Origin of the sequence: Sphingomonas sp. S2M10, from assembly GCF_012650175.1 — a bacterium.
GTDB lineage: Bacteria > Pseudomonadota > Alphaproteobacteria > Sphingomonadales > Sphingomonadaceae > Sphingomonas.
In genome coordinates this window covers 559,231-578,570 of the sequence record NZ_JAAILI010000008.1, presented here as the reverse complement: position 1 = coordinate 578,570, position 19,340 = coordinate 559,231, and the positions used below count along the sequence as shown (strand labels likewise).

Sequence of the window (19,340 nt, the reverse complement as noted above, 5' to 3'; positions counted from 1 at the left end):
CATGCGGTGATCAGCCGCGCCGGATCTGTGCAGACTGCACTTTGTCTGCGGCGTCATAGTCTATGCGGTAAATTTCGAAGCTTGGCCCGGTCGCGCTGCGGCCGAGATAATAGATGTCGGCTGCCGAGCCCGTCGAATCGGGGTTGCCCAGCAGCGTGTGCACGGCTTTGCGCGATGCGCCGGTCACGATACCGGCACCGCCGAGCTGCAGTACCATCGCGCCCCGGCGGCTTTCGCCATCATAGTTGCCCCGCTCGGCCGCCCAGGCCGCCCTGTCGAACGGCATCTGCGCGCCTCCACAGCCGGCGAGCGCCAGCGCCGCGATCGTGCCGAAGGCCTCGCCCGGCCTCACCGCGCCATCAACGCATCGACGGGGTGGGGGCCGCTCACCGGAGAGCGGCGAGTGGCGGCGAATAATCGGCCATCGTCATGAAGATGCTCTCGACCTTGGTGACGATCTTGCCGTTCGCCTCGGACTCGGCGACCACCTTCTGCCATTCGGGATCGGCGCCGAATGCCTTCCAGTCCGCCTCGCGCGCTGCGCGACTGGGATAGGCGAGGACATAGACCACGCGGCCGTCCGGCGCGTCGGCGCGGGGCAGCTCGTTCCAATAGGCGATGTTGCGCATCCCGTGCTTGGCGAACAGCTTTAGCGTGTGGTTGCGGAAGCGGGCGTTGAGCGCCTCGGCCTTGCCCGGCGCCGGATAGTAGATGCGCAGCTCGTACACCGGCTGCTGCGCCGGGGTGGCGGTCTGCGCCGCCCCGGGCGCGGCGATGGGCAGGAGGGCGAGCAGGGCGGGGAGGGCGAGGCGCATCGGATATTCCTTCATCGAGGTCGGTCCAGGATGCCACGAAGGCCGCGCCCGCTCCACCGCGACGTGACAGGCGTGCCCGCTCAGTCCTGCATCCGCCGCGCCACTTCGTTCATGAAGCGGACATCGTCGCCGGCCGCCAGCCACGACGCCTCCGCCGCGATCGCGCCCAGCATGTCGGTGAGCGGCTCGATCTCGGTCTTGGCGTAGTTGCCCAGCACATAGCCGGTCACCCGGTCCTTGTGCCCCGGATGGCCGATGCCCAGCCGCACCCGGCGGAAATCGGGCCCGAGATGCGCGTCGGTCGAGCGCAGGCCGTTATGCCCGGCCGTGCCGCCGCCGCGCTTCACCTTGACCTTCATCGGCAACAGGTCGAGCTCGTCGTGGAATACGGTGACGTCCTCCGGGGCGAGCTTGTAGAAATCAATCGCCGCGCGCACCGCCCGGCCGCTTTCGTTCATGAAGGTGCCGGGCTTGAGCAGCACGACCTTGTCGGTGCCGATCCGGCCTTCCTGGGTCCAGCCCTGGAACTGCTTCTTGGGCGCGGAGAAGCCGTGCACCTCGGCCAGCGCGTCCAGCGCCATGAACCCGACATTGTGGCGGTGCATCGCATATTGCGGCCCCGGATTGCCGAGACCCACCCATAGCTGCATCACCTACACTCCCAAAAAGAAAATCGCCCCCGCACCTAGGGTGCGGAGGCGATCTTTTGAACCTGTGAAGGGAAGGCCGATCAGCCCTCGGCCGACTCGGCTTCCGCTTCGCCTTCGCTCGACTTCAGCGCCGACGGCGCGACGACGGTGGCGATGGTGAAGTCGCGATCGGTGATCGCGGGGGTCGCGCCCTTGGGCAGGGTCACGGCCGAGATGTGCAGCGAATCGCCGACTTCGAGGCCCTTGACCGAGATCTCGATCTGGTCAGGGATCTCTGCCGCGTCGACCACCAGCTCCAGCTCGTGGCGAACGACGTTGAGCACGCCGCCGCGCTTCAGGCCGGGGGCCTCGTCTTCGTCGACGAACACGATCGGCACTTCGACGGTGACGGTCGCGTGCTCGGAGATGCGCAGGAAATCGACGTGCAGCGGACGATCGGTGACGACGTCGAAGGCGACGTCCTTGGCCAGCGTGCGCTCGCCGTTGACCATGATCACCGAATTGAAGAAGTGGCCGGTGTTCAGCAGCTTCTGCAGCTCACGCTCGTTGACGTGGATGCTCAGCGGATCCTGCTTGTTGCCATAGATGACGGCGGGGACGCGGCCTTCACGACGCAGCGCCCGGGAGGCTCCCTTGCCAGCCCGGTCGCGCGTTTCGGCCGACAGCGTAAGCGTGTCGCTCATGTGTCGATTTCCAATGCGCTAAATGTTTCAACGTGCATGCAGCGGCAGGCCTCCAGGGATGACCCTGCCACGGCAAGCGCGCGCCTATAACGGAAGTGCGGAGAAATCGCAATATCGTCCCACCCCGGGAAGTGCTAATGGTGCGACGCAGCATTTTCCGGGAGCCGAAGAAGGTTTCAGGTGTTATATCACGCCGCCCGCTGCCCCCAGGTGGCGTGCTGAACCGTTACGACGAACGGTCACATTCCAAGGGTAAATGCGCAAGTAGATACCAATTGATCAACATGGGCGCTTGCGGCAGTGGAAGGTCGCTGACTAAAAGAGCGGCGAGGCGCGGTCGTTTGCAGTCCTTGTGCATGTGCGTTGTGGCGTGGGGGCGGCTTGAACGGTTTTGTGGTGATCTGGGCCAATCGATCGACGGCAGCGAGGGTTGATTGGGTGACATGGCGCTCGGGGGATTAAGATGGCAAAATTCGGGGCTGCGGCTCTCATCCGGCGGAAGCTCAGGCGCTATGCGGTTGAGATCTACCGGCTATATCTGAACAACTTCTGGGGCATGCACATCGCCGAGGGCTGCGCGATCTCACTGTCCTCGAAGCTGGACAAGGCCCATCCGGACGGCGTCTGGATCGGTAAGGATACGGCGGTCAGCTTCGGCGCGGCCATCCTGACGCACGATTTCGTGCGCCGGATGCATCTCAAGACGGTGATCGGCGAGCGGTGCCAGATCGGCGCGCATTCGATCATCTTCCCGGGCGTAAAGATCGGCGACGGCTGCATCATCGCCGCCGGCAGCGTGGTGATGCGCGACATCCCCGATGGCTGCCTCGCCGGCGGCAATCCCGCGCGCGTGATGGAAAAAGGCATCGTTACCGGGCAGTGGGGCCTCATCCTGTCGCGCGCGAGCGCCGATGCTGCTGCCGCTCCGGCCACAGCCGCGGCGCCTGGCGCCGCGGCATAATTTCATTCTCTACGCACCAAGGATTTAAATATGGCCGAAGACCTGCACGAAATCGTTGCGCGCGCGCTGATGCTCGATCGCTCCGCCATCACCGACGATCTGAAGTACAACTCGATCCCCGAGTGGGACTCGGTGGCGCACATGGCGCTGATCGCGGAGCTGGAAGCCGCTTATGACGTGATGCTGGACACCGACGACATCGTCGCGATGTCGAGCGTCGGCACCATTCGCGAAATCCTCAAGAAATATGATGTCGAGGCCTGACCTGCTCGCCGGCCGCGTCGCCCTGGTCACCGGGGCGTCGCGCGGCATCGGCGCGGCGATCGCCAAGAGCATGGTCGAGGCCGGCGCCACCGTGTTGCTCGCGGCGCGGACCGAAGGGTCACTGGATGCGACCCTCGCCACGCTCAACGCGCTCGGCGCGGGCGAGGCGCGCGCGCTGTACTTCGACGTCGCCGATCCGGCGGCGATCAAGCAGGCCTTCGGGACCATCCAAAAGGCCGATCGCCGCCTCGACGTGCTGGTCAACAATGCCGGCATCCTCAAGGCCTCGATGATCGAGATGGCCTCGGTCGAGATGATGGACGAGACCTATCAGGTGAATCTGCGCTCGGTGCTGGTCGCCTCGCAATATGCGGCGCGGCTGATGGCGCGCAACGGCGGCGGGTCGATCATCAACCTCACCTCGATCATGGGCGCGCAGGGCTTTGCCGGCCAGGCGGTCTATGCCGCCAGCAAGGCCGGCGTGATCGGCGTGACCAAGAGCCTCGCCAAGGAATTCGCCGCTCGCCAGATCCGCGTCAACGCCATCGCGCCGGGCGCGATCGACACGGCGCTGATCGAGGGGCTGTCGGAGGAGAAGCGCCAGGAGACCGTGTCGTCGATCGGCATGGGCCGCCTCGGTACCCCCGAGGATGTGGCCGGCCTCAGCGTGTTCCTCGCCAGCGATGCCGCTGCCTATATCACCGGCCAGGTGATCGGCGTCGACGGCGGGATGATGGTCTAGGCGCATGTTCGATCGGGTCTTCCAGCAATTTGCCGGCAATCCCTGCATCGCCGATGGCGATCGGGTGCTCAGCTATGCGGAGACGCTCGCGCTCGGGCAGCGGCTGATCGCGGGCCTGCCCGCGGCGCGGTCGCTGGTCGTGCTTCGGTGCAGCGTCTCGGCCGAATCGATCGCCGCCTATGTGGCGCTGCTCCACGCGGGCCATGTGCCGCTGCTCCTGGAAGCCGATCTTTCCGAGCTGCTGTCGGAGCAGCTCTATGCGGTCTACCAGCCCAACGCGATCGTCGATCCGGTGGCGGGCAGCGTGACCGTCACCGATGCGCCTCCGGCCGAGCTCCATGCCGATCTCGCGCTGCTGCTCACCACCTCGGGCAGCACCGGCTCGCCCAAGCTGGTGCGCCAGCGCCTCGCCGGCATCACCGCCAATGCCGAGAGCATCGCCGAGTATCTGGCGCTGACCGCCGACGAGCGGCCGCTGCTCCATCTGCCGATGAGCTATTCCTACGGCCTGTCGGTGATCCATTCGCACCTCTCCGTCGGCGCCTGCATCTGCGTCACCCGCAAGACGGTGATGGAGCCCGGCTATTGGGACGATCTGCGCCAGCACGCAGCGACCTCGATCGCCGGGGTGCCGTTCCACTATACGACGCTCCGCCGCTTCGGCGAGGAGAAGCTGAGCCTGCCGAGCCTCAAGACGCTAACCCAGGCAGGCGGACGGCTCGATCCGCGCGTCGTGTCCTTCTTCGGTGACTGGGCGGCGCGGACCGATCGCAAGTTCTTCGTGATGTACGGGCAGACCGAGGCCGGCCCGCGCGTCGCCTATCTGCCGCCCGAACATGCCGCGGCGCATCCGGATGCGATCGGCGTCGCCATCCCCGGCGTGACGATCGATCTGGTCAAGGACGACGGGACGTCGGCCGCACCGGGCGAGACCGGCGAGATGCGGATCCACAGTCCCGCGGTGATGATGGGCTATGCGCTCGACCGCGCCGATCTCGCCAAGGGTGACGAGCTGGGCGGCGTGCTGTCCACCGGCGATCTGGCGCAGCGGGGCGAGGATGGCCTCCTCCGGATCGTCGGGCGCAGCTCGCGGATCCTCAAGGTGTTCGGCCTGCGCGTGAACCTCGACGAGGTCGAGCGCCGCATCGCCACGCCCGAGGCCGAGGTGTTCTGCTTCGGCGCCGACGACAAGCTGCAGGTGCTGATTCATGGCAGCCTCGATCCGGTCGAGGTGCGCAAGGCGATCGTCGATGCCTTCTCGCTGCCCCCGCGCGGCATCGAGGTGCGCAGCGGCGGTCTTGTCGAACGCACCGCCTCCGGCAAGGTGACGGCGGCGGCGCTGCAGGCGGCATGGGAGCAGGCGTCGAAGCCTGCGTGACTTGAACAGCCCTGGCCGACGCCAGATATCGGCCGGGTGTCGGGGCCGATAGCGTTGTCGGTGCGGAAAAAGGAGTTGAAGCGATGATTGAGTCCTTTTTCGAGGTTCCCGTCTACGACCTCCCCAAGGCGGAGAAGCATGCGCTGCTTCAGGCCGAGCTGCGCGAGCTGACGGCGTTCCACGGCACCGAATGCGAAGGCTATCGCGCGATCCTTGACGCCTATGGCCCGGGCGACCTGCCGGGCGGGGCCGATGCGCCGCTGATCCCGGTGAGCATGTTCAAGCTGCACGACTTGTCCTCGGTGCCGCAGGACCAGGTGTTCAAGACGATGACCTCGTCGGGCACCACCGGCCAGCGCCCCTCGCGGATCTTCCTCGACGCCGATACTGCCCGGCTGCAGACCCGCGCGCTGACCAAGATCATGACCTCGTTCATCGGGCCGAAGCGGCTGCCGATGCTGATCATCGATCATCCCAGCGTGGTGAAGGATCGCCGGACCTTCAGCGCGCGGGGTGCCGGCATCCTGGGCATGATGACCTTCGGCCGCCAGCACGTCTTCGCGCTGAAGGACGAGACGATGGAGCTGGACTGGGAGGCGCTGGAGACCTTCGCCGCCGCCAATGCCGGCCAGCCGATCTTCGCCTTCGGCTTCACCTTCATGGTGTGGCGCTATTTCATCCAGCAGCTCGAGCAGTCGGGCCGCAAGCTGCCGTTCGACAACGCGATCCTGATCCATTCGGGTGGCTGGAAGAAGCTGGAGGCCGAGAAGGTCTCCAACGAGCACTTCAAGCAGCGCGCGAGCGAGCTGGCCGGGTTCGGCCGCGTCCATAATTTCTACGGCATGGTCGAGCAGACCGGCTCGATCTTCGTGGAGTGCGAGGCGGGGCATCTCCATGCGCCGGTCTTCGCCGACGTGGTGATCCGCCGTCCGGTCGACTGGAGCGAATGCGACATCGGCGAAACCGGGGTGATCCAGGTCGTCTCGGTGCTGCCGCGCAGCTATCCCGGCCATTCGCTGCTGACCGAGGACCAGGGCACGCTGCTCGGCGAGGACGATTGCGCCTGTGGCCGCAAGGGGAAGTATTTCGCGGTCCATGGCCGCCTGCCCAAGGCCGAAGTGCGCGGCTGCAGCGACACCTTCGCCAGCAACCAGTGACCCGATCGAACCATGCGAGTGAGTGCCAAGCTATGAACAGTCTCGACAAAGTGCGGTTCGTCGTTCCCGAGGGCGCGAACATCGACGCTTTGCTGGCGCAGCGCCCGCTCGCCCCGTTCGATCCGGCGGTGATCGAGTTCATCGAGCGGCTGGGCAAGGCGCTGATGGCCAGCCCGCAGGCCCGCCGCCATCCGGAGCTGGTCGCGCTCGGCTTCTGGGCACGCGGCGCCAACATCAAGCGGATGAAGGACCGATTCGACGCGCAGTACCCGGACGCGCTGCGGCTCGCCCGAGGGCTGGCGTTCCACATCGCACCGTCCAATGTCGACACGATCTTCGTCTATTCGCTGCTGCTGTCGATGCTCGCCGGCAATGTGAACCTGGTGCGCATGTCGTCGCGCGCGGCGCAGCAGTCGGACCTGCTCAACGACATCCTCAAGCAGGTGGTCGAGGCGTCGAGCGAGCGGCTGCGCGGGATCATCGGTATCGTCCGCTACGAGCATGACCAGTCGATCACCGATGCCTTTTCGCGCCACTGCGACGTCCGCGTCGTGTGGGGCGGCGACGGCACGGTGGAGCTGATCCGCAAGAGCCCGCTCTCGCCAGGCGGCACCGAGCTTACCTTCCCGAACAAATATTCGCTCGCGGTGGTCGACGCCAAGGCCTGGCTGGGCAGCGATACCAAGGCTACGCTCGCCCGCGACTTCGTCAACGACTCGCTGTGGTTCGGCCAGATGGCCTGCTCGTCCCCCCGCGCGCTGGTCTGGCGCGGGTCTGCGGACGATATCGCGGCGGCGAGCACCGATTTCTGGCACCATGTCGAAGCCGGCGCGCGCGAGGCGAATCTCGGCTGGGAAGATGCCGGCGCGGTCGCCAAGCTGCTCGCCGAGCAGGACAATGCGGTGAGCGTCCGTGCCAGCGTGGTGCCGCTGGAGACCAACTTCATCAGCGTCGTCCGCTGCCCGATTTCGCTGCTGGGCGAGCCCAACGGCACCGGCGGCGGCTTCTTCCGCGAATTCCATGTCGCGGCGCTGGAGGAACTCGGGGCCAGCGCGCGCCGCAACTGGCAGACGGTCGCCAGCTTCGGCGTGCCCAAGGGCGACTGGCAGACGTTCCTGCTGGGTGCGCAGCCGCAGGGGATCGACCGGATCGTGCCGTTCGGCCACGCGCTGAACTTCAACGCGATCTGGGACGGGATCGACTTCCTGACCTCGCTCACCCGCATCGTGGTGATCGACGCGCCGCAGGACTGAGCGCCGGGGCGGGCGGCAGGCGGGCTGCTGCTTACTGGAGCCGCTCGACCTTCAGCCCGGCCTTGGCGAGCATCGCCAGCACGCTCTCGCTGCCGGCGAGATGGCCTGCGCCCACCGCGACGAACACGGTGCCGGGGCGCTGCATGCGGCCTTGAATCCACGCCGCCCAGCGCTGGTTACGGCGGAGCAGCAGCGTGTCGCGCAGCTCCGGATTGGGCGCGAGATCGGCGTTCAGTAGTTGGGCCAGCGCATCGGCATCCCCCTTGCTCCAGGCGGCGACCGCGGCGTCGATATTGGCGCCGGTCTCCGGCAGCCCGGTCAGCGTGTCGCCGAGCAGGCGGCCCTGCGCGGCGGCGGAGAGGTGGTCGAAATAGCCGAACTGCTCTTCGGCGGTCTCCAGCCCCGCCACCTGCTTGCCCGTCTTCGTCGCCGCGGCCTGCAGCACCTGCTCGACCCCGCTCGCATCGTCATAGCCTAGCTTCTGGAGCGGCAGCAGCGACAGGGTGAGCGCGGCCAGCCATGGCTCGTCGCGGTCGAGCGACTGCGGCGAGAGCCCGGCCTGGCGGAGCGCGCCTTCCAGCCTGGCATGCTCGGGGGCGGGCAGGGCGGCGACGGTCGGGTCGCCGGGCGTGCGGCCGAGCTTGTCGAGCAGCGCCTGGGTTTCCGCCTCGGGCGGCATCACCAGTTCGAGGACGAGCGTGTCGCTGGCATCGAACGCAGTGCGCACCGGGCCGTCGAACCAGCGCAGGTCCGGGCGGAGCAGATGGACGGTGCCGAACAGATAGACGGTCGTGTCGCCGTCGCGCACCGCCCACAGCGCGGGCTTTGCCTCGCGGGGGGCTGCGCCGCAGCTGCCGAGGAGGAACAGGGCGGCGAGGAGGAGCGCGCGGAACATGCGGCCTTGTGGGCGAGGGCGCGGCCAAGTTCAACGATCCTGCGTTCGGGTCTGCGGTGGCGTCTTACATTCCATCGTCCTTCCCGCGAAGGCGGGAATCCATTCGCCAGGACGCTGGGGGCAGGAACTTCGGCTTCAGCGCCAATGGATCCTCGCCTTCGCGGGGATGACGGTGGATTGGGACGAGAGCGACGGCGTTGTCTGCTCCGCAGGGGATCGCCATGGCCCCCGGTTGACCCCCTCCGCGGCCTGCGCCAAAGCGACGCCCAAACCTTACAGGGTGACCAGCTTTGTCCGAACCTCTCAGCTTCCAGCGCATGATCCTGACGCTCCATGACTATTGGAGCACGCGCGGCTGCCTGATCCTGCAGCCCTATGACATGCGCATGGGTGCCGGCACCTTCCACCCCGCCACCACGCTGCGCGCGCTGGGGCCGGAACCGTGGAACGCCGCCTTCGTCCAGCCCTGCCGCCGCCCCACCGACGGCCGCTATGGCGAGAACCCCAACCGGCTCCAGCATTATTACCAGTATCAGGTGATCCTGAAGCCGAGCCCGCCCGACTTGCAGGAGCTGTACCTCGGCAGCCTCGCCGCGATCGGCATCGACTTTACCAAGCACGACATCCGCTTCGTCGAGGACGATTGGGAATCGCCGACGCTCGGCGCCTGGGGCCTGGGCTGGGAAGTGTGGTGCGACGGGATGGAAGTCACCCAGTTCACCTATTTCCAGCAGATGGGCGGCTATGACTGCAAGCCGGTCGCGGGCGAGCTGACCTACGGGCTCGAGCGCCTCGCCATGTACATCCAGAACAAGGACAGCGTGTACGACCTCGCCTTCAACGACGCGGGCGTGACGTATGGCGACGTGTTTCTGGAGAATGAGCGCGAGATGTCGACGTGGAACTTCGAGATCGCCGATACCGACGCGCTGTTCGACCTGTTCCGCAAGGCCGCGGCCGAGTGCGAGCGCTCGCTGGAGGCCAAGCTGCCGATCCCGGCCTATGAACAGGCGATCGAGGCGAGCCACATCTTCAACCTGCTGAACGCGCGCGGCGTGATCTCGGTGGCGGAGCGCCAGGCCTATATCGGCCGGGTGCGCGATCTGGCGAAGGGGGCTTGTGCGGCGTGGATCGAGAAGAAGACTCCCGAATGGGAAGCCGCGTACCCCGGCTGGACGGCGTGATGCCTAGCCGCCGCTTCCCCCTTCGTGCTCCTGCGGAAGCAGGAGCCCAGAGCCCCAAGCGGCTCGCTCTCCAACACTGCGCACTTGGCAACGCCGGTGCACTTGGAATTGCCCATGACTGACTTTCTTCTCGAACTCCGCTCGGAGGAAATCCCGGCGCGCATGCAGGAAAAGGCGCGGGAGGATCTTCGCTGGCTGTATGAAACCGAGATACGTGCCGAAGGCAGTCTTCACCAAGGCGAAGTGACGACTTATGCGACGCCCCGGCGCCTCGTGCTTATCGCACGCGGGCTTGCGGCGGCCACGGAAGCCGAATTCGAAGAACACAAGGGGCCGAAAGTCGGCGCTCCCGATGCTGCGATCGAAGGATTTCTGAAGAAAACGGGCGCCACGCGTCAGGAGCTATTCGAGCGCCCAGATGCCAAGGGTGTGAACACGTACTTTGTACAGCGGCAGAAACCCAGCCGTCCGACAAAGGACGTGCTCGCGGCTATTCTGCCTCGGATCATCCGCGCCTTCCCCTGGCCCAAGTCGATGCGCTGGGGCGCGCCGTCGCTCTCCACCGAAAGCCCGCGCTGGGTGCGCCCGCTGCAGGGCATCGTCGCGCTGTTCGGCAGCGACGTGGTGCCCTGCGAGATCGCCGGCGTGACGAGCGGTGCGGCGACGGTGGGACATCGCTTCCACCATCCGGGTACGATCACGATCGGCTCGGCCGACGATTATGTCGAGAAGCTGCGGGCGTGCCATGTCATCGTCGACGGTGCCGAGCGGCGCAACATCATCGCGCTGGGCGCCAAGATGGCGGCGCAGAAGGCCGGTCTCAGCCTGATCGAGGATGAGGGCCTGCTGTTCGAGAATGCCGGGCTGACCGAATGGCCGATGCCGCTGCTCGGCCGGTTCGACGAGGCCTTCCTGGCGGTGCCGCCCGAGGTGATCCAGCTCACCGCGCGGGTGAACCAGAAATATTTCGTCTGCCGCGATTCCGAGGGCAAGCTCGCCAATGCCTTCGTCTGCGTGGCGAACATCGACGCGGCCGATGGCGGTGATAAGATCGTCGCGGGCAACCAGAAGGTGCTGGCGGCCCGGCTGAGCGATGCGCGGTTCTTCTACGAGACCGATCTGAAGGTGCCGCTCGCCGATCAGGCGGGGAAACTCGAGAAGATCGTCTTCCACGAGAAGCTGGGCACGGTGGCCGACAAGGTCGCACGCGTGGCCAAGCTGGCAAGGTGGCTGGTGGAGAGTGGGGTGGTTCGATCCTCCCCGGAACGGGGAGGGGGACCATCGGCGCCAGCCGATGGTGGAGGGGGGCTCCCACAGGCGGCGTCCTCTGCTGAGCCCCCCCTCCACCACCAGCCTGCGGCTGGCGGTCCCCCTCCCCGTGCCGGGGAGGATCTTGCTTCCCTCGCCGAACGTGCCGCGCGGCTTGCCAAGGCGGACCTCGTCACCGGCATGGTCGGCGAGTTCCCCGAGCTGCAGGGCCTGATGGGCGGCTATTACGCCGCCGCGCAAGGGGAGCACCCGGCGGTCGCCGCGGCGATCCGCGACCACTACAAGCCGGTCGGGCAGGGCGACGACGTCCCCACCGATCCGGTGACGGTGGCGGTGGCGCTGGCGGACAAGCTGGATACGCTGGTCGGATTTTTCTTAGAGGATCTCCTCCCGACCGGGTCTAAGGATCCGTTTGCTCTACGCCGGGCGAGTATAGCGATCATTGCAATACTTCTTGATAACGGTGTGCGGCTTAATCTCCGAAACGCGATTATGGTTCACGCCCGTCAATTTACCATGGTGCAAGCCAAATGGCCCTCTTCGGAGGCTTATGCGCGGCGGGATGAAATAGCTGCTTTCCTCGAAGCTTCTGGAACAGTGGACAAAAAGACAAGCGACGAGGTTCGTTCTGCTTACGGGCAGGAGGCGGCTGAGCTTTGGGAGAAGGGTTTCATTCGCGCAGCGATCAGGAACAAGCGAGTAGCGATCTCGCTCCTCGACTTCTTCGCCGACCGCCTCAAGGTCCAGCAGCGCGAAGCGGGTGTCCGCCACGACCTGATCGACGCGGTGTTCGCGCTCGGCGGGGAGGACGATCTCGTTCGGCTGCTCGCGCGGGTGAAGGCGCTGCAGGCGTTCGTCGGCACCGAGGACGGCGCCAACCTGCTCGCCGGCTACAAGCGCGCGGCCAACATCCTCAAGAAGGAGGAATGGGAAGCCGGCGCCGTCAACCCCGCCCCCGAACCCGCCGAGGCGGCGCTCGCCGCAGCGCTCGACGCGGCCGAGCCCAAGGCAACCGCCGCGATCGAAGCCGAGAAGTTCGAGGATGCCATGGCCGCGCTCGCCATCCTGCGCGCGCCGATCGACGCCTTCTTCGACCAGGTGACCGTCAACGACGCCGATCCCGCCAAGCGCGCCGCGCGCCTGGCCCTGCTGGCGCGCATGCGTGACGCAGTGCACAAGGTGGCGGACTTCGCCAAGATCGAAGGTTGAGGGGCTTAATTGTACGATTAATATCCCGTGAATTGGCTTGAAACTGCCATCGTCCCGAAATAATCGGATACCGACAACGTAGTCAGCGGTTCCGCCTTCTTCGCACCTGCGGTAGCGCCCTTTCTGTCTTGACGGGGCGCTTCGATCGGAAGGGGATCAGAATGACGCAATATGTGTACCGCTTCGGCGGTGGTGTTTCGGACGGTGGTGCGGGCGACAAGAATCTGCTCGGCGGCAAGGGTGCGAACCTTGCCGAGATGGCATCGATCGGGCTGCCGGTGCCGCCGGGCTTCACCATCTCCACCGCGATGTGCACGCGTTATTATGAGGAAGGCGAGACCTTCCCCGAGAGCGTGAAGGCCGAGGTCGCCAACGGCATCGCGCATATCGCCGCGATCACCGGCAAGCAGTTCGGCGATGCGGGCGATCCGCTCCTGGTCTCGGTCCGCTCGGGCGCGCGCGTGTCGATGCCGGGGATGATGGACACCGTCCTCAACCTCGGCCTCAACGACCAGACGGTGCAGGGCCTGGCCGCGACCAGCGGCGACGACCGCTTCGCCTGGGACAGCTATCGCCGCTTCATCCAGATGTATGCCGATGTGGTGCTCGGCCTCGACCACGGCCGGTTCGAGGAAGCGCTGGAGATCGCCAAGGAAGATCGCGGCTTCACGCTGGATACCGAGCTGTCGGCCGGCGACCTTCAGGCGCTGGTCGCCGAGTATAAGAGCATCGTCGAGGAGCTGTGGAACAAGCCCTTTCCGCAGGACGTGCACGACCAGCTCTGGGGCGCGATCGGCGCGGTGTTCGGTTCGTGGCAGTCGGAGCGGGCCAAGGTCTATCGCCGCCTCAACGACATTCCCGCCGACTGGGGTACGGCGGTGAACGTGCAGGCGATGGTGTTCGGCAATATGGGCGACACCTCGGCGACGGGCGTGGCCTTCACCCGCGACCCTTCCACCGGCGAGCGCGCCTATTATGGCGAGTTCCTGATCAACGCGCAGGGCGAGGACGTCGTCGCCGGCATCCGCACGCCGCAGTACCTGACCCGGACCGCGCGCGAGGCAGCAGGGGCCAAGCCCGCCTCGATGGAAGAGGCGATGCCGGAAGTGTACGCCGAACTGGCGGCGGTGTTCGACCGGCTCGAAACCCATTACCGCGACATGCAGGACATCGAGTTCACCGTCGAGCGCGCCAAGCTGTGGATGCTGCAGACCCGCAGCGGCAAGCGCACCGCCAAGGCGGCGCTCAAGATCGCGGTCGACATGGCGAATGAGGGGCTGATCACCCGCGAGGAGGCGATCCTGCGCGTCGATCCGGCGGCGCTCGACCAGCTGCTCCACCCGACGCTCGATCCCAAGGCGCCGCGCGACGTGCTGACCAAGGGCCTGCCGGCGTCGCCGGGCGCCGCCTCGGGCCTCGCGGTGTTCGACAGCGACACGGCCGAAAAGCGCGCCAATGCCGGCGATTCGGTGATCCTGATCCGCGTGGAGACCAGCCCGGAGGACATCCACGGTATGCACGCGGCGCGCGGCATCCTGACGGCGCGCGGCGGCATGACCAGCCATGCGGCGGTCGTCGCGCGTGGCATGGGGCGCCCTTGCGTATCGGGCGCGGGCAGCCTGTCGATCAACGCGCGCGAGAAGGTGATGCGCGTCGGCGACCGGGAAGTTCGCGAGGGCGACATGGTCACCATCGACGGCGCGACCGGCGAAGTCATGGCCGGCCAGGTGCCGACCGTGCAGCCCGAGCTGTCGGGCGATTTCGGCACGCTGATGACCTGGGCCGACGAGGTCCGCCGCCTCAAGGTCCGCGCCAATGCCGAGACGCCGCTCGACTGCCGCACCGCGCGCGAGTTCGGCGCCGAGGGCGTCGGGCTGTGCCGCACCGAGCATATGTTCTTCGATTCGGCGCGCATCACCGCGGTGCGCCAGATGATCCTCGCCGAGAACGAGGCCGGCCGTCGTGCCGCGCTGGAGAAGCTGCTGCCCGAACAGCGCAGCGACTTCCTCGAGATCTTCGAGGTGATGGCGGGCCTGCCGGTGACGATCCGCCTGCTCGATCCGCCGCTCCACGAGTTCCTGCCGCACGAAGAGGCCGAGTTCACCGAGGTCGCAACCGCGGCGGGCGTGGACGTCGACACGCTCAAGCGCCGCGCGGCCGAGCTGCACGAGTTCAACCCGATGCTCGGCCATCGCGGCTGCCGCCTCGGCGTGACCTATCCCGAAATCTACGAGATGCAGGCGCGCGCGATCTTCGAGGCGGCGATTGCGGTCGCCGAGAAGTCGGGCGCGGCGCCGGTGCCCGAAGTGATGATTCCGCTGGTCGGCACGCGTCGTGAGCTGGAACTGATGAAGACGGTGGTCGACAAGGCGGCGCAGGCGGTGTTCGCCGAGAAGGGTCGCACGATCGACTATCTGGTCGGCACGATGATCGAGCTGCCGCGCGCCGCGCTGATGGCGGGCGAGATCGCCGAGGTGGGCGCCTTCTTCTCGTTCGGCACCAACGACCTCACCCAGACCACGCTGGGCGTGAGCCGCGACGACGCCTCGCGCTTCCTGACGACCTATGTCGAGAAGGGCATCTACGCCAAGGATCCGTTCGTGAGCCTTGACGTGGAGGGCGTCGGCCAGCTGATCGCGCTCGCCGCCGAGCGCGGCCGGGCGACCCGGCCCGACATCAAGCTCGGCATCTGCGGCGAGCATGGCGGCGATCCGGCGTCGATCGCGTTCTGCGAGAAGACGGGGCTCGATTATGTCTCGGCTTCGCCCTATCGCGTGCCGATCGCGCGGCTCGCGGCAGCGCAGGCGGTAATTCGAGGAAAGTGATGCTGGTAGTGGCGGTAGCGGTAGCGACGGACGATGCGGCGGCTCTCAGCCGCGACCTTCTCGCCAGCCCTACCGCCACCGCCGTGCTGGAGCGCCGCTGCGGCGGGCCGATCCGGGCCGAGGTGGATCGGGCGGTGCACAGGGAACCCACGCCGGAGCAGCGCAAACGGCTGGGCGTGGGGCCCGACGAGCGGGTTGTGTATCGCAGCGTCGTGCTCGGTTGCGCGGGCGTTACGCTATCCGTGGCCGAGAACTGGTACGTCCCCGCGCGGCTCACCCCGGAGATGAACGCCGCGCTGGAGCAGGGGGATATCCCGTTCGGCGCGATCATTCGCCCGCTGCACCCGCACCGCAAGCCGCTGGAGCAGCTGATGACGGGCATTGCGCCCTATGTTCTGCGTCATCGCGCATTGGTGCTGGACGGCGAGGGGCGACCGCTGGCCGAGGTTGTCGAGAATTACACGACGGCGCTGTTGCGGTAGGCTGGGCAGGCTACAGCTTCACCGCGGCGTTCCCACCGTCCGCCCAGAGGGCCGAACCCGTCACGAAGCTTGCCATGTCACTCGCCAGGAAGAGCGCGGCCCGAGCGATCTCGTCCGGCTCGGCGATCCGCTTCATCGCGTGCAGGCCTGCCGCCCACTCCCGTTGCGCGTCATCGCCCGCCATGTCGGTAGCGGTGCCGCCAGGTAGCAGCGCATTGGCCCGGATGCCGTCGGTCGCATAGTCGGCGGTAATGGCGCGGACCAGACCGAGCAGCCCTGCCTTCGCCGCGGCATAGGCGCCCATCCCCGGAAGCCCCACGCTCGCCCCGACAAAGCTGCCCGTGAAGACGAGCGCGCCGCCACCGCTCGCCATCATGGCGGGGATCTGGGCGCGGGCGCCGAGAAAGGCCGCAGTTAGATTGGTCGCCAGCACCGCCTCCCAGTCGAGCAGGTCGATGTCCGCCAGCGGCTGCATCGGACCGACCATTCCGGCATTGTTGAAAGCGACGTGCAGGCCGCCGAACCGTGCCTGCGCCGCTGCAACGGCTGCCGCATGCGTCTGGCCATCGGCTATGTCGCCGGCCACCGCGATGGCGTTGCCGCCCAATGCGCCGATCTCCGCTACCAGCGCGTCCAACCGCGCACGCCGCCGCGCAACTAGCACGAGCGATGCGCCATGCGCGGCGAACAGAAGCGCCGCCGAGCGACCGATGCCTGAGCTGGCCCCGGTGACGATAGCCGTTTTCCCCGCAAGCAACTTCATAACCGATCTCCCTATATGGAGCCGGGCGGGTAGCGGGCTCAGGGTGTTCGGGCGTCCCGTTGCTTGTTCTGAAACCGGCGGCGCGTGGGGTCCCCATTGCGCATGTCGGGCGGGAGGCATTGCGACGAGAGGCCGGTGCCGACCATGCGGGGCGATCCGCACCTACCAAGGTGCCTCCGGGCATTGCGCCCGGACAACCCGGTCGATGTCGTGAACCGTCGGATCAGGCGTGGTGGCCGAATCTGCGGGCATGCTCGTCGGTCTCGCCCGCGCGAAGCAGGGCTGCCTGTTCACGCCAGCGCTCGTCCACGATCGTGCCGTGCGGCAGTCCTAGTCGCTCCTCCAGCGGCCGCTCGTCACCGCGCGGCAGTTCCTCGATGTCGCGGAAATGCTGGATGCCGAGCTGGTTCAGCTGGCGTTCGCGGTGTTCGTCGATGCCGCGGATGCGAGCCAGCACGTCGGTACCGCCATAAAACCAGCTGCGGATCGCCGAGTCGCGCCTGTTCGGCGTGCCATCCGCCACCGGATCGACGGGGCGGCGGTCGACGAGCGTTCGCTCGAGCTTCGAATTCGCGGCTTCGAGGTCGCGGATACGGGTGTTGGCGGTCGCCAGCTCCTCGCGTAGCGCCTGGTGGGTATCGCGTTCGGCTTCATAGCGCTCGCGCCAGCGGCGGCTCCCGTTGCTGCTGGCCATGCCGAGCAACCAGCCCGCCAGCAGGGCAAGCGCAAGACCGATGAACTGCAGCGGCGTAGTATAGGGCAAGTCGTTCATGCGTCAGGCTCCCGGCATCCCGCCGACAACCGGCTAGGCGGCGCAAGGTTCCGTGCGCGTCAATGCATCAGCGAGTCATTGATCGAACAGGCGGCGGGGCCGAGGATCACGATGAACAGCACAGGCAGGATGAACAGGATCAGCGGAACCGTCATGATCGCCGGCAAGCGCGCGGCCTTTTCCTCGGCGCGCATCATCCGTTCGTTGCGGAATTCTGCCGAAAGCACGCGCAGCGCGGAGGCGAGCGGCGTGCCATATTTCTCGGTCTGGATCATCGTCGTCACCACGCCGCGGACCGCTTCCAGGTTGATCCGCATCGCCATGTTCTCGAAGGCGGCGCGGCGATCGGTGAGAAAGCCGAGCTCGATCGCGGTCAGCGAGAATTCCTCGCCCAACTCGGGATAGGCGCGGCCCAGTTCCTTGGCGACGCGACCGAAGGCGGCGTCCACGGTCAGGCCCGCCTCGGCGCAGATCACCAGCAGGTCTAGCGCGTCGGGCAACCCCTTGCGGATCGCGTCGCTGCGCTTCTGGATGCGGTTCTTTAGGTAGAGGTCGGGCGCCTTGTAGCTGAGGATGAAGCTGCCGGCGACCAGCCCATAGGCCTTGAGCGGGGTCCAGTCCGAAAACATGTCGGTGCCGTAGACCAGGTACAGCATCGGCCCGCCGATCACGATCGGCAGCACCAGCCGGCCGAAGATGACGCCCACTGCCCATTCGCGGCGACGGATCCCGGCCTGGAGCAGCTTCACCTGCGCCACCTTCACCTGCTCGTCCTGCAGCACCTTGAGCGTGCTGAGCAGGCTGCGAATCCGGTCCGTCGTGTCGCTGCGCTGGACCAGCTTGGCGCGGCGCTTGGACGGGGTGGCGGCGATGCCGGCCTTGAGCTGTTCGCGGCGTTCGTTGAGTGCCTTCACCCGGCGCGACATCGGATTGCGTACCGTGGTAGCGGCGTAGATCGCGACGAGCACGGAAAAGGTTGCGATCGCCGACAGGATCGTCGCGACCCAGGTGACGTCGATGCCGAGCAGGGTGGGGCCGGTGGGTTCCATCGCCGTCAAATCTCGAAATTGACCATCTTGGCCATGATGAAGGCGCCCAAGGCCATCCAGATCAGCCCGCCGCCGCCGGCGACCATCAGCCGCTGATCGAGGAAGAACTTCATCATATACTCGTTGTTGATCGACCAGATCAGCCCGAAGACGATGAACGGCAGCACCCCGACGATGATAGCCGAGGCCTTGGCTTCGGACGACATCGCCTTGATCTTCAGCTTCATCTGCGCGCGCTTGCGCAGCACGTCGGAAAGGTTGCTCAGCGTTTCAGCGAGGTTGCCGCCGGTTTCGCGCTGGATCTGGATGGTAATGGTGAAGAACTGGAATTCCGGGGTGGCCAGCCGGTCGGCGGTTTCCTGCAGCGCGGCGTCGAGCGATCGGCCGATCTTCATCTTGTCGCTGACCGCGCGGAATTCCTCGCCAACCGGTCCGGGCATCTCGGCGCCGACGACGCCGATCGTCTCTGTCACCGGCAGGCCCGAGCGGAGGCCGCGCACCAGCAGGTCGATCGCGTCAGGGAAGTTGGTGGTGAACCTGGCCACGCGCCGCTTGATGAGGAAGCCGACGACGAAGTGTGGCACGCCCAACCCGACGAACAGCCCGAAGACCAGCGAGAGCAGCAACGGCGCGCCCTTGAACGCCAGCAGCGCGAAGACGGTGAGCGCGATTCCCAGCGTGGCAAGGCCGTACTGGCCCAGCGTCCAGCTCTTGCCGGTCATTGCCAGCCGCTTTTCGAGCTGTTCCTGGTTCGGCAGCAGCCGTGCGAAGGTGAGCTCGAAGCCGCTGGCCTGTGTAGTGGAGATGCGGCGCAGCTGCGCCTCCATCGCGTTGGCGCCCGTGGTGCTCACCAGGTGCCGGTCGCGCAGAGAGGTCAGCCGTCGTGCGCTCGCCCGCTGCGCCGAGGGGCCGGACAGGGCAAAGACGAGCAGCACCAGCGTCGCGACGGCGCCCAGGCCCAGCATCAGGAGCGGCAGCAGCGGCATCGG

The 19,340-nt window shown here is 66.8% G+C and carries 19 protein-coding genes; 10 read left to right on the top strand and 9 right to left on the bottom strand.

Annotation, left to right across the window (positions count from 1 at the left end; all coding sequences use genetic code 11):
* Positions 1-10: 10 nt before the first annotated feature.
* The 4 genes from S2M10_RS04200 to S2M10_RS04185 form a co-directional block, all read right to left on the bottom strand.
* A complete protein-coding gene (locus tag S2M10_RS04200) occupies positions 11-352 on the bottom strand; it encodes a hypothetical protein (RefSeq protein ID WP_168844992.1) in 342 nt (113 codons plus the stop codon).
* A 34-nt stretch (positions 353-386) separates the two neighbouring features.
* Complete coding sequence (locus S2M10_RS04195; protein WP_168844991.1) at positions 387-815, bottom strand: NIPSNAP family protein; 429 nt, start codon at positions 813-815, stop codon at positions 387-389.
* A gap of 80 nt (positions 816-895) precedes the next feature.
* Complete coding sequence (gene pth / locus S2M10_RS04190; protein WP_168844990.1) at positions 896-1,465, bottom strand: aminoacyl-tRNA hydrolase; 570 nt, start codon at positions 1,463-1,465, stop codon at positions 896-898.
* 80 nt (positions 1,466-1,545) lie between these two features.
* Entirely contained in the window at positions 1,546-2,148 is a 603-nt protein-coding gene (locus S2M10_RS04185; protein WP_168844989.1) for a 50S ribosomal protein L25/general stress protein Ctc, read from the bottom strand.
* Positions 2,149-2,704: 556 nt separating this feature from the next.
* Between S2M10_RS04185 and S2M10_RS22905 the strand changes: the two genes are divergently transcribed.
* From S2M10_RS22905 to S2M10_RS04155, 6 genes are all read left to right on the top strand, one after another.
* On the top strand, positions 2,705-3,109 hold the full coding sequence (locus S2M10_RS22905; RefSeq protein ID WP_282098012.1) for an acyltransferase: 405 nt from the start codon (positions 2,705-2,707) through the stop codon (positions 3,107-3,109).
* A 30-nt stretch (positions 3,110-3,139) separates the two neighbouring features.
* Positions 3,140-3,373, top strand: a complete 234-nt coding sequence (locus S2M10_RS04175) for an acyl carrier protein (protein ID WP_093294009.1) — start codon at positions 3,140-3,142, stop codon at positions 3,371-3,373.
* Positions 3,357-4,115, top strand: a complete 759-nt coding sequence (locus S2M10_RS04170) for an SDR family NAD(P)-dependent oxidoreductase (protein ID WP_211090833.1) — start codon at positions 3,357-3,359, stop codon at positions 4,113-4,115. Before S2M10_RS04175 ends, S2M10_RS04170 begins: the two co-directional genes overlap by 17 nt.
* A 4-nt stretch (positions 4,116-4,119) precedes the next feature.
* The gene (locus tag S2M10_RS04165) at positions 4,120-5,493 is read left to right on the top strand and encodes an AMP-binding protein (protein ID WP_168844986.1); all 1,374 of its coding nucleotides are present in this window, start codon (positions 4,120-4,122) and stop codon (positions 5,491-5,493) included.
* Positions 5,494-5,576: 83 nt separating this feature from the next.
* A complete protein-coding gene (locus S2M10_RS04160) occupies positions 5,577-6,650 on the top strand; it encodes an acyl-protein synthetase (protein WP_168844985.1) in 1,074 nt (357 codons plus the stop codon).
* 32 nt (positions 6,651-6,682) lie between these two features.
* Positions 6,683-7,903: an acyl-CoA reductase gene (locus S2M10_RS04155; RefSeq protein ID WP_168844984.1), complete on the top strand. Its 1,221-nt coding sequence runs from the start codon at positions 6,683-6,685 to the stop codon at positions 7,901-7,903.
* A 31-nt stretch (positions 7,904-7,934) separates the two neighbouring features.
* Here S2M10_RS04155 and S2M10_RS04150 read toward each other — a convergent pair whose 3' ends face one another.
* Entirely contained in the window at positions 7,935-8,798 is an 864-nt protein-coding gene (locus tag S2M10_RS04150) for a TraB/GumN family protein (protein ID WP_168844983.1), read from the bottom strand.
* Between the two features lie 317 nt (positions 8,799-9,115).
* Here S2M10_RS04150 and S2M10_RS04145 point away from each other — a divergent pair, with 317 nt between their 5' ends.
* The 4 genes from S2M10_RS04145 to S2M10_RS04130 all read left to right on the top strand — a co-directional run bounded on the left by S2M10_RS04145 (position 9,116) and on the right by S2M10_RS04130 (position 15,767).
* The gene (locus S2M10_RS04145) at positions 9,116-9,982 is read left to right on the top strand and encodes a glycine--tRNA ligase subunit alpha (RefSeq protein ID WP_168845117.1); all 867 of its coding nucleotides are present in this window, start codon (positions 9,116-9,118) and stop codon (positions 9,980-9,982) included.
* 114 nt (positions 9,983-10,096) lie between these two features.
* Entirely contained in the window at positions 10,097-12,460 is a 2,364-nt protein-coding gene (glyS, locus tag S2M10_RS04140; RefSeq protein ID WP_168844982.1) for a glycine--tRNA ligase subunit beta, read from the top strand.
* Positions 12,461-12,621: 161 nt separating this feature from the next.
* A complete protein-coding gene (ppdK, locus tag S2M10_RS04135) occupies positions 12,622-15,285 on the top strand; it encodes a pyruvate, phosphate dikinase (protein ID WP_168844981.1) in 2,664 nt (887 codons plus the stop codon).
* Positions 15,285-15,767 carry a hypothetical protein gene (locus S2M10_RS04130; RefSeq protein WP_168844980.1) on the top strand — a complete coding sequence of 161 codons (483 nt, stop codon included), beginning with the start codon at positions 15,285-15,287 and terminating at the stop codon, positions 15,765-15,767. The genes ppdK and S2M10_RS04130 overlap by 1 nt, the downstream gene beginning before the upstream one ends.
* A gap of 10 nt (positions 15,768-15,777) precedes the next feature.
* On the opposite strand, the gene S2M10_RS04125 is transcribed toward S2M10_RS04130, so the two are convergent.
* From S2M10_RS04125 to S2M10_RS04110, 4 genes are all read right to left on the bottom strand, one after another.
* Entirely contained in the window at positions 15,778-16,530 is a 753-nt protein-coding gene (locus S2M10_RS04125; RefSeq protein ID WP_168844979.1) for an SDR family oxidoreductase, read from the bottom strand.
* Positions 16,531-16,753: 223 nt separating this feature from the next.
* Positions 16,754-17,302 carry a hypothetical protein gene (locus S2M10_RS04120; protein WP_168844978.1) on the bottom strand — a complete coding sequence of 183 codons (549 nt, stop codon included), beginning with the start codon at positions 17,300-17,302 and terminating at the stop codon, positions 16,754-16,756.
* A 59-nt stretch (positions 17,303-17,361) separates the two neighbouring features.
* Positions 17,362-18,351, bottom strand: coding sequence for a type II secretion system F family protein (locus S2M10_RS04115; protein ID WP_168844977.1), 990 nt, complete (start codon positions 18,349-18,351; stop codon positions 17,362-17,364).
* A gap of 5 nt (positions 18,352-18,356) precedes the next feature.
* The gene (locus tag S2M10_RS04110) at positions 18,357-19,337 is read right to left on the bottom strand and encodes a type II secretion system F family protein (protein WP_168844976.1); all 981 of its coding nucleotides are present in this window, start codon (positions 19,335-19,337) and stop codon (positions 18,357-18,359) included.
* Positions 19,338-19,340 lie beyond the last annotated feature (3 nt).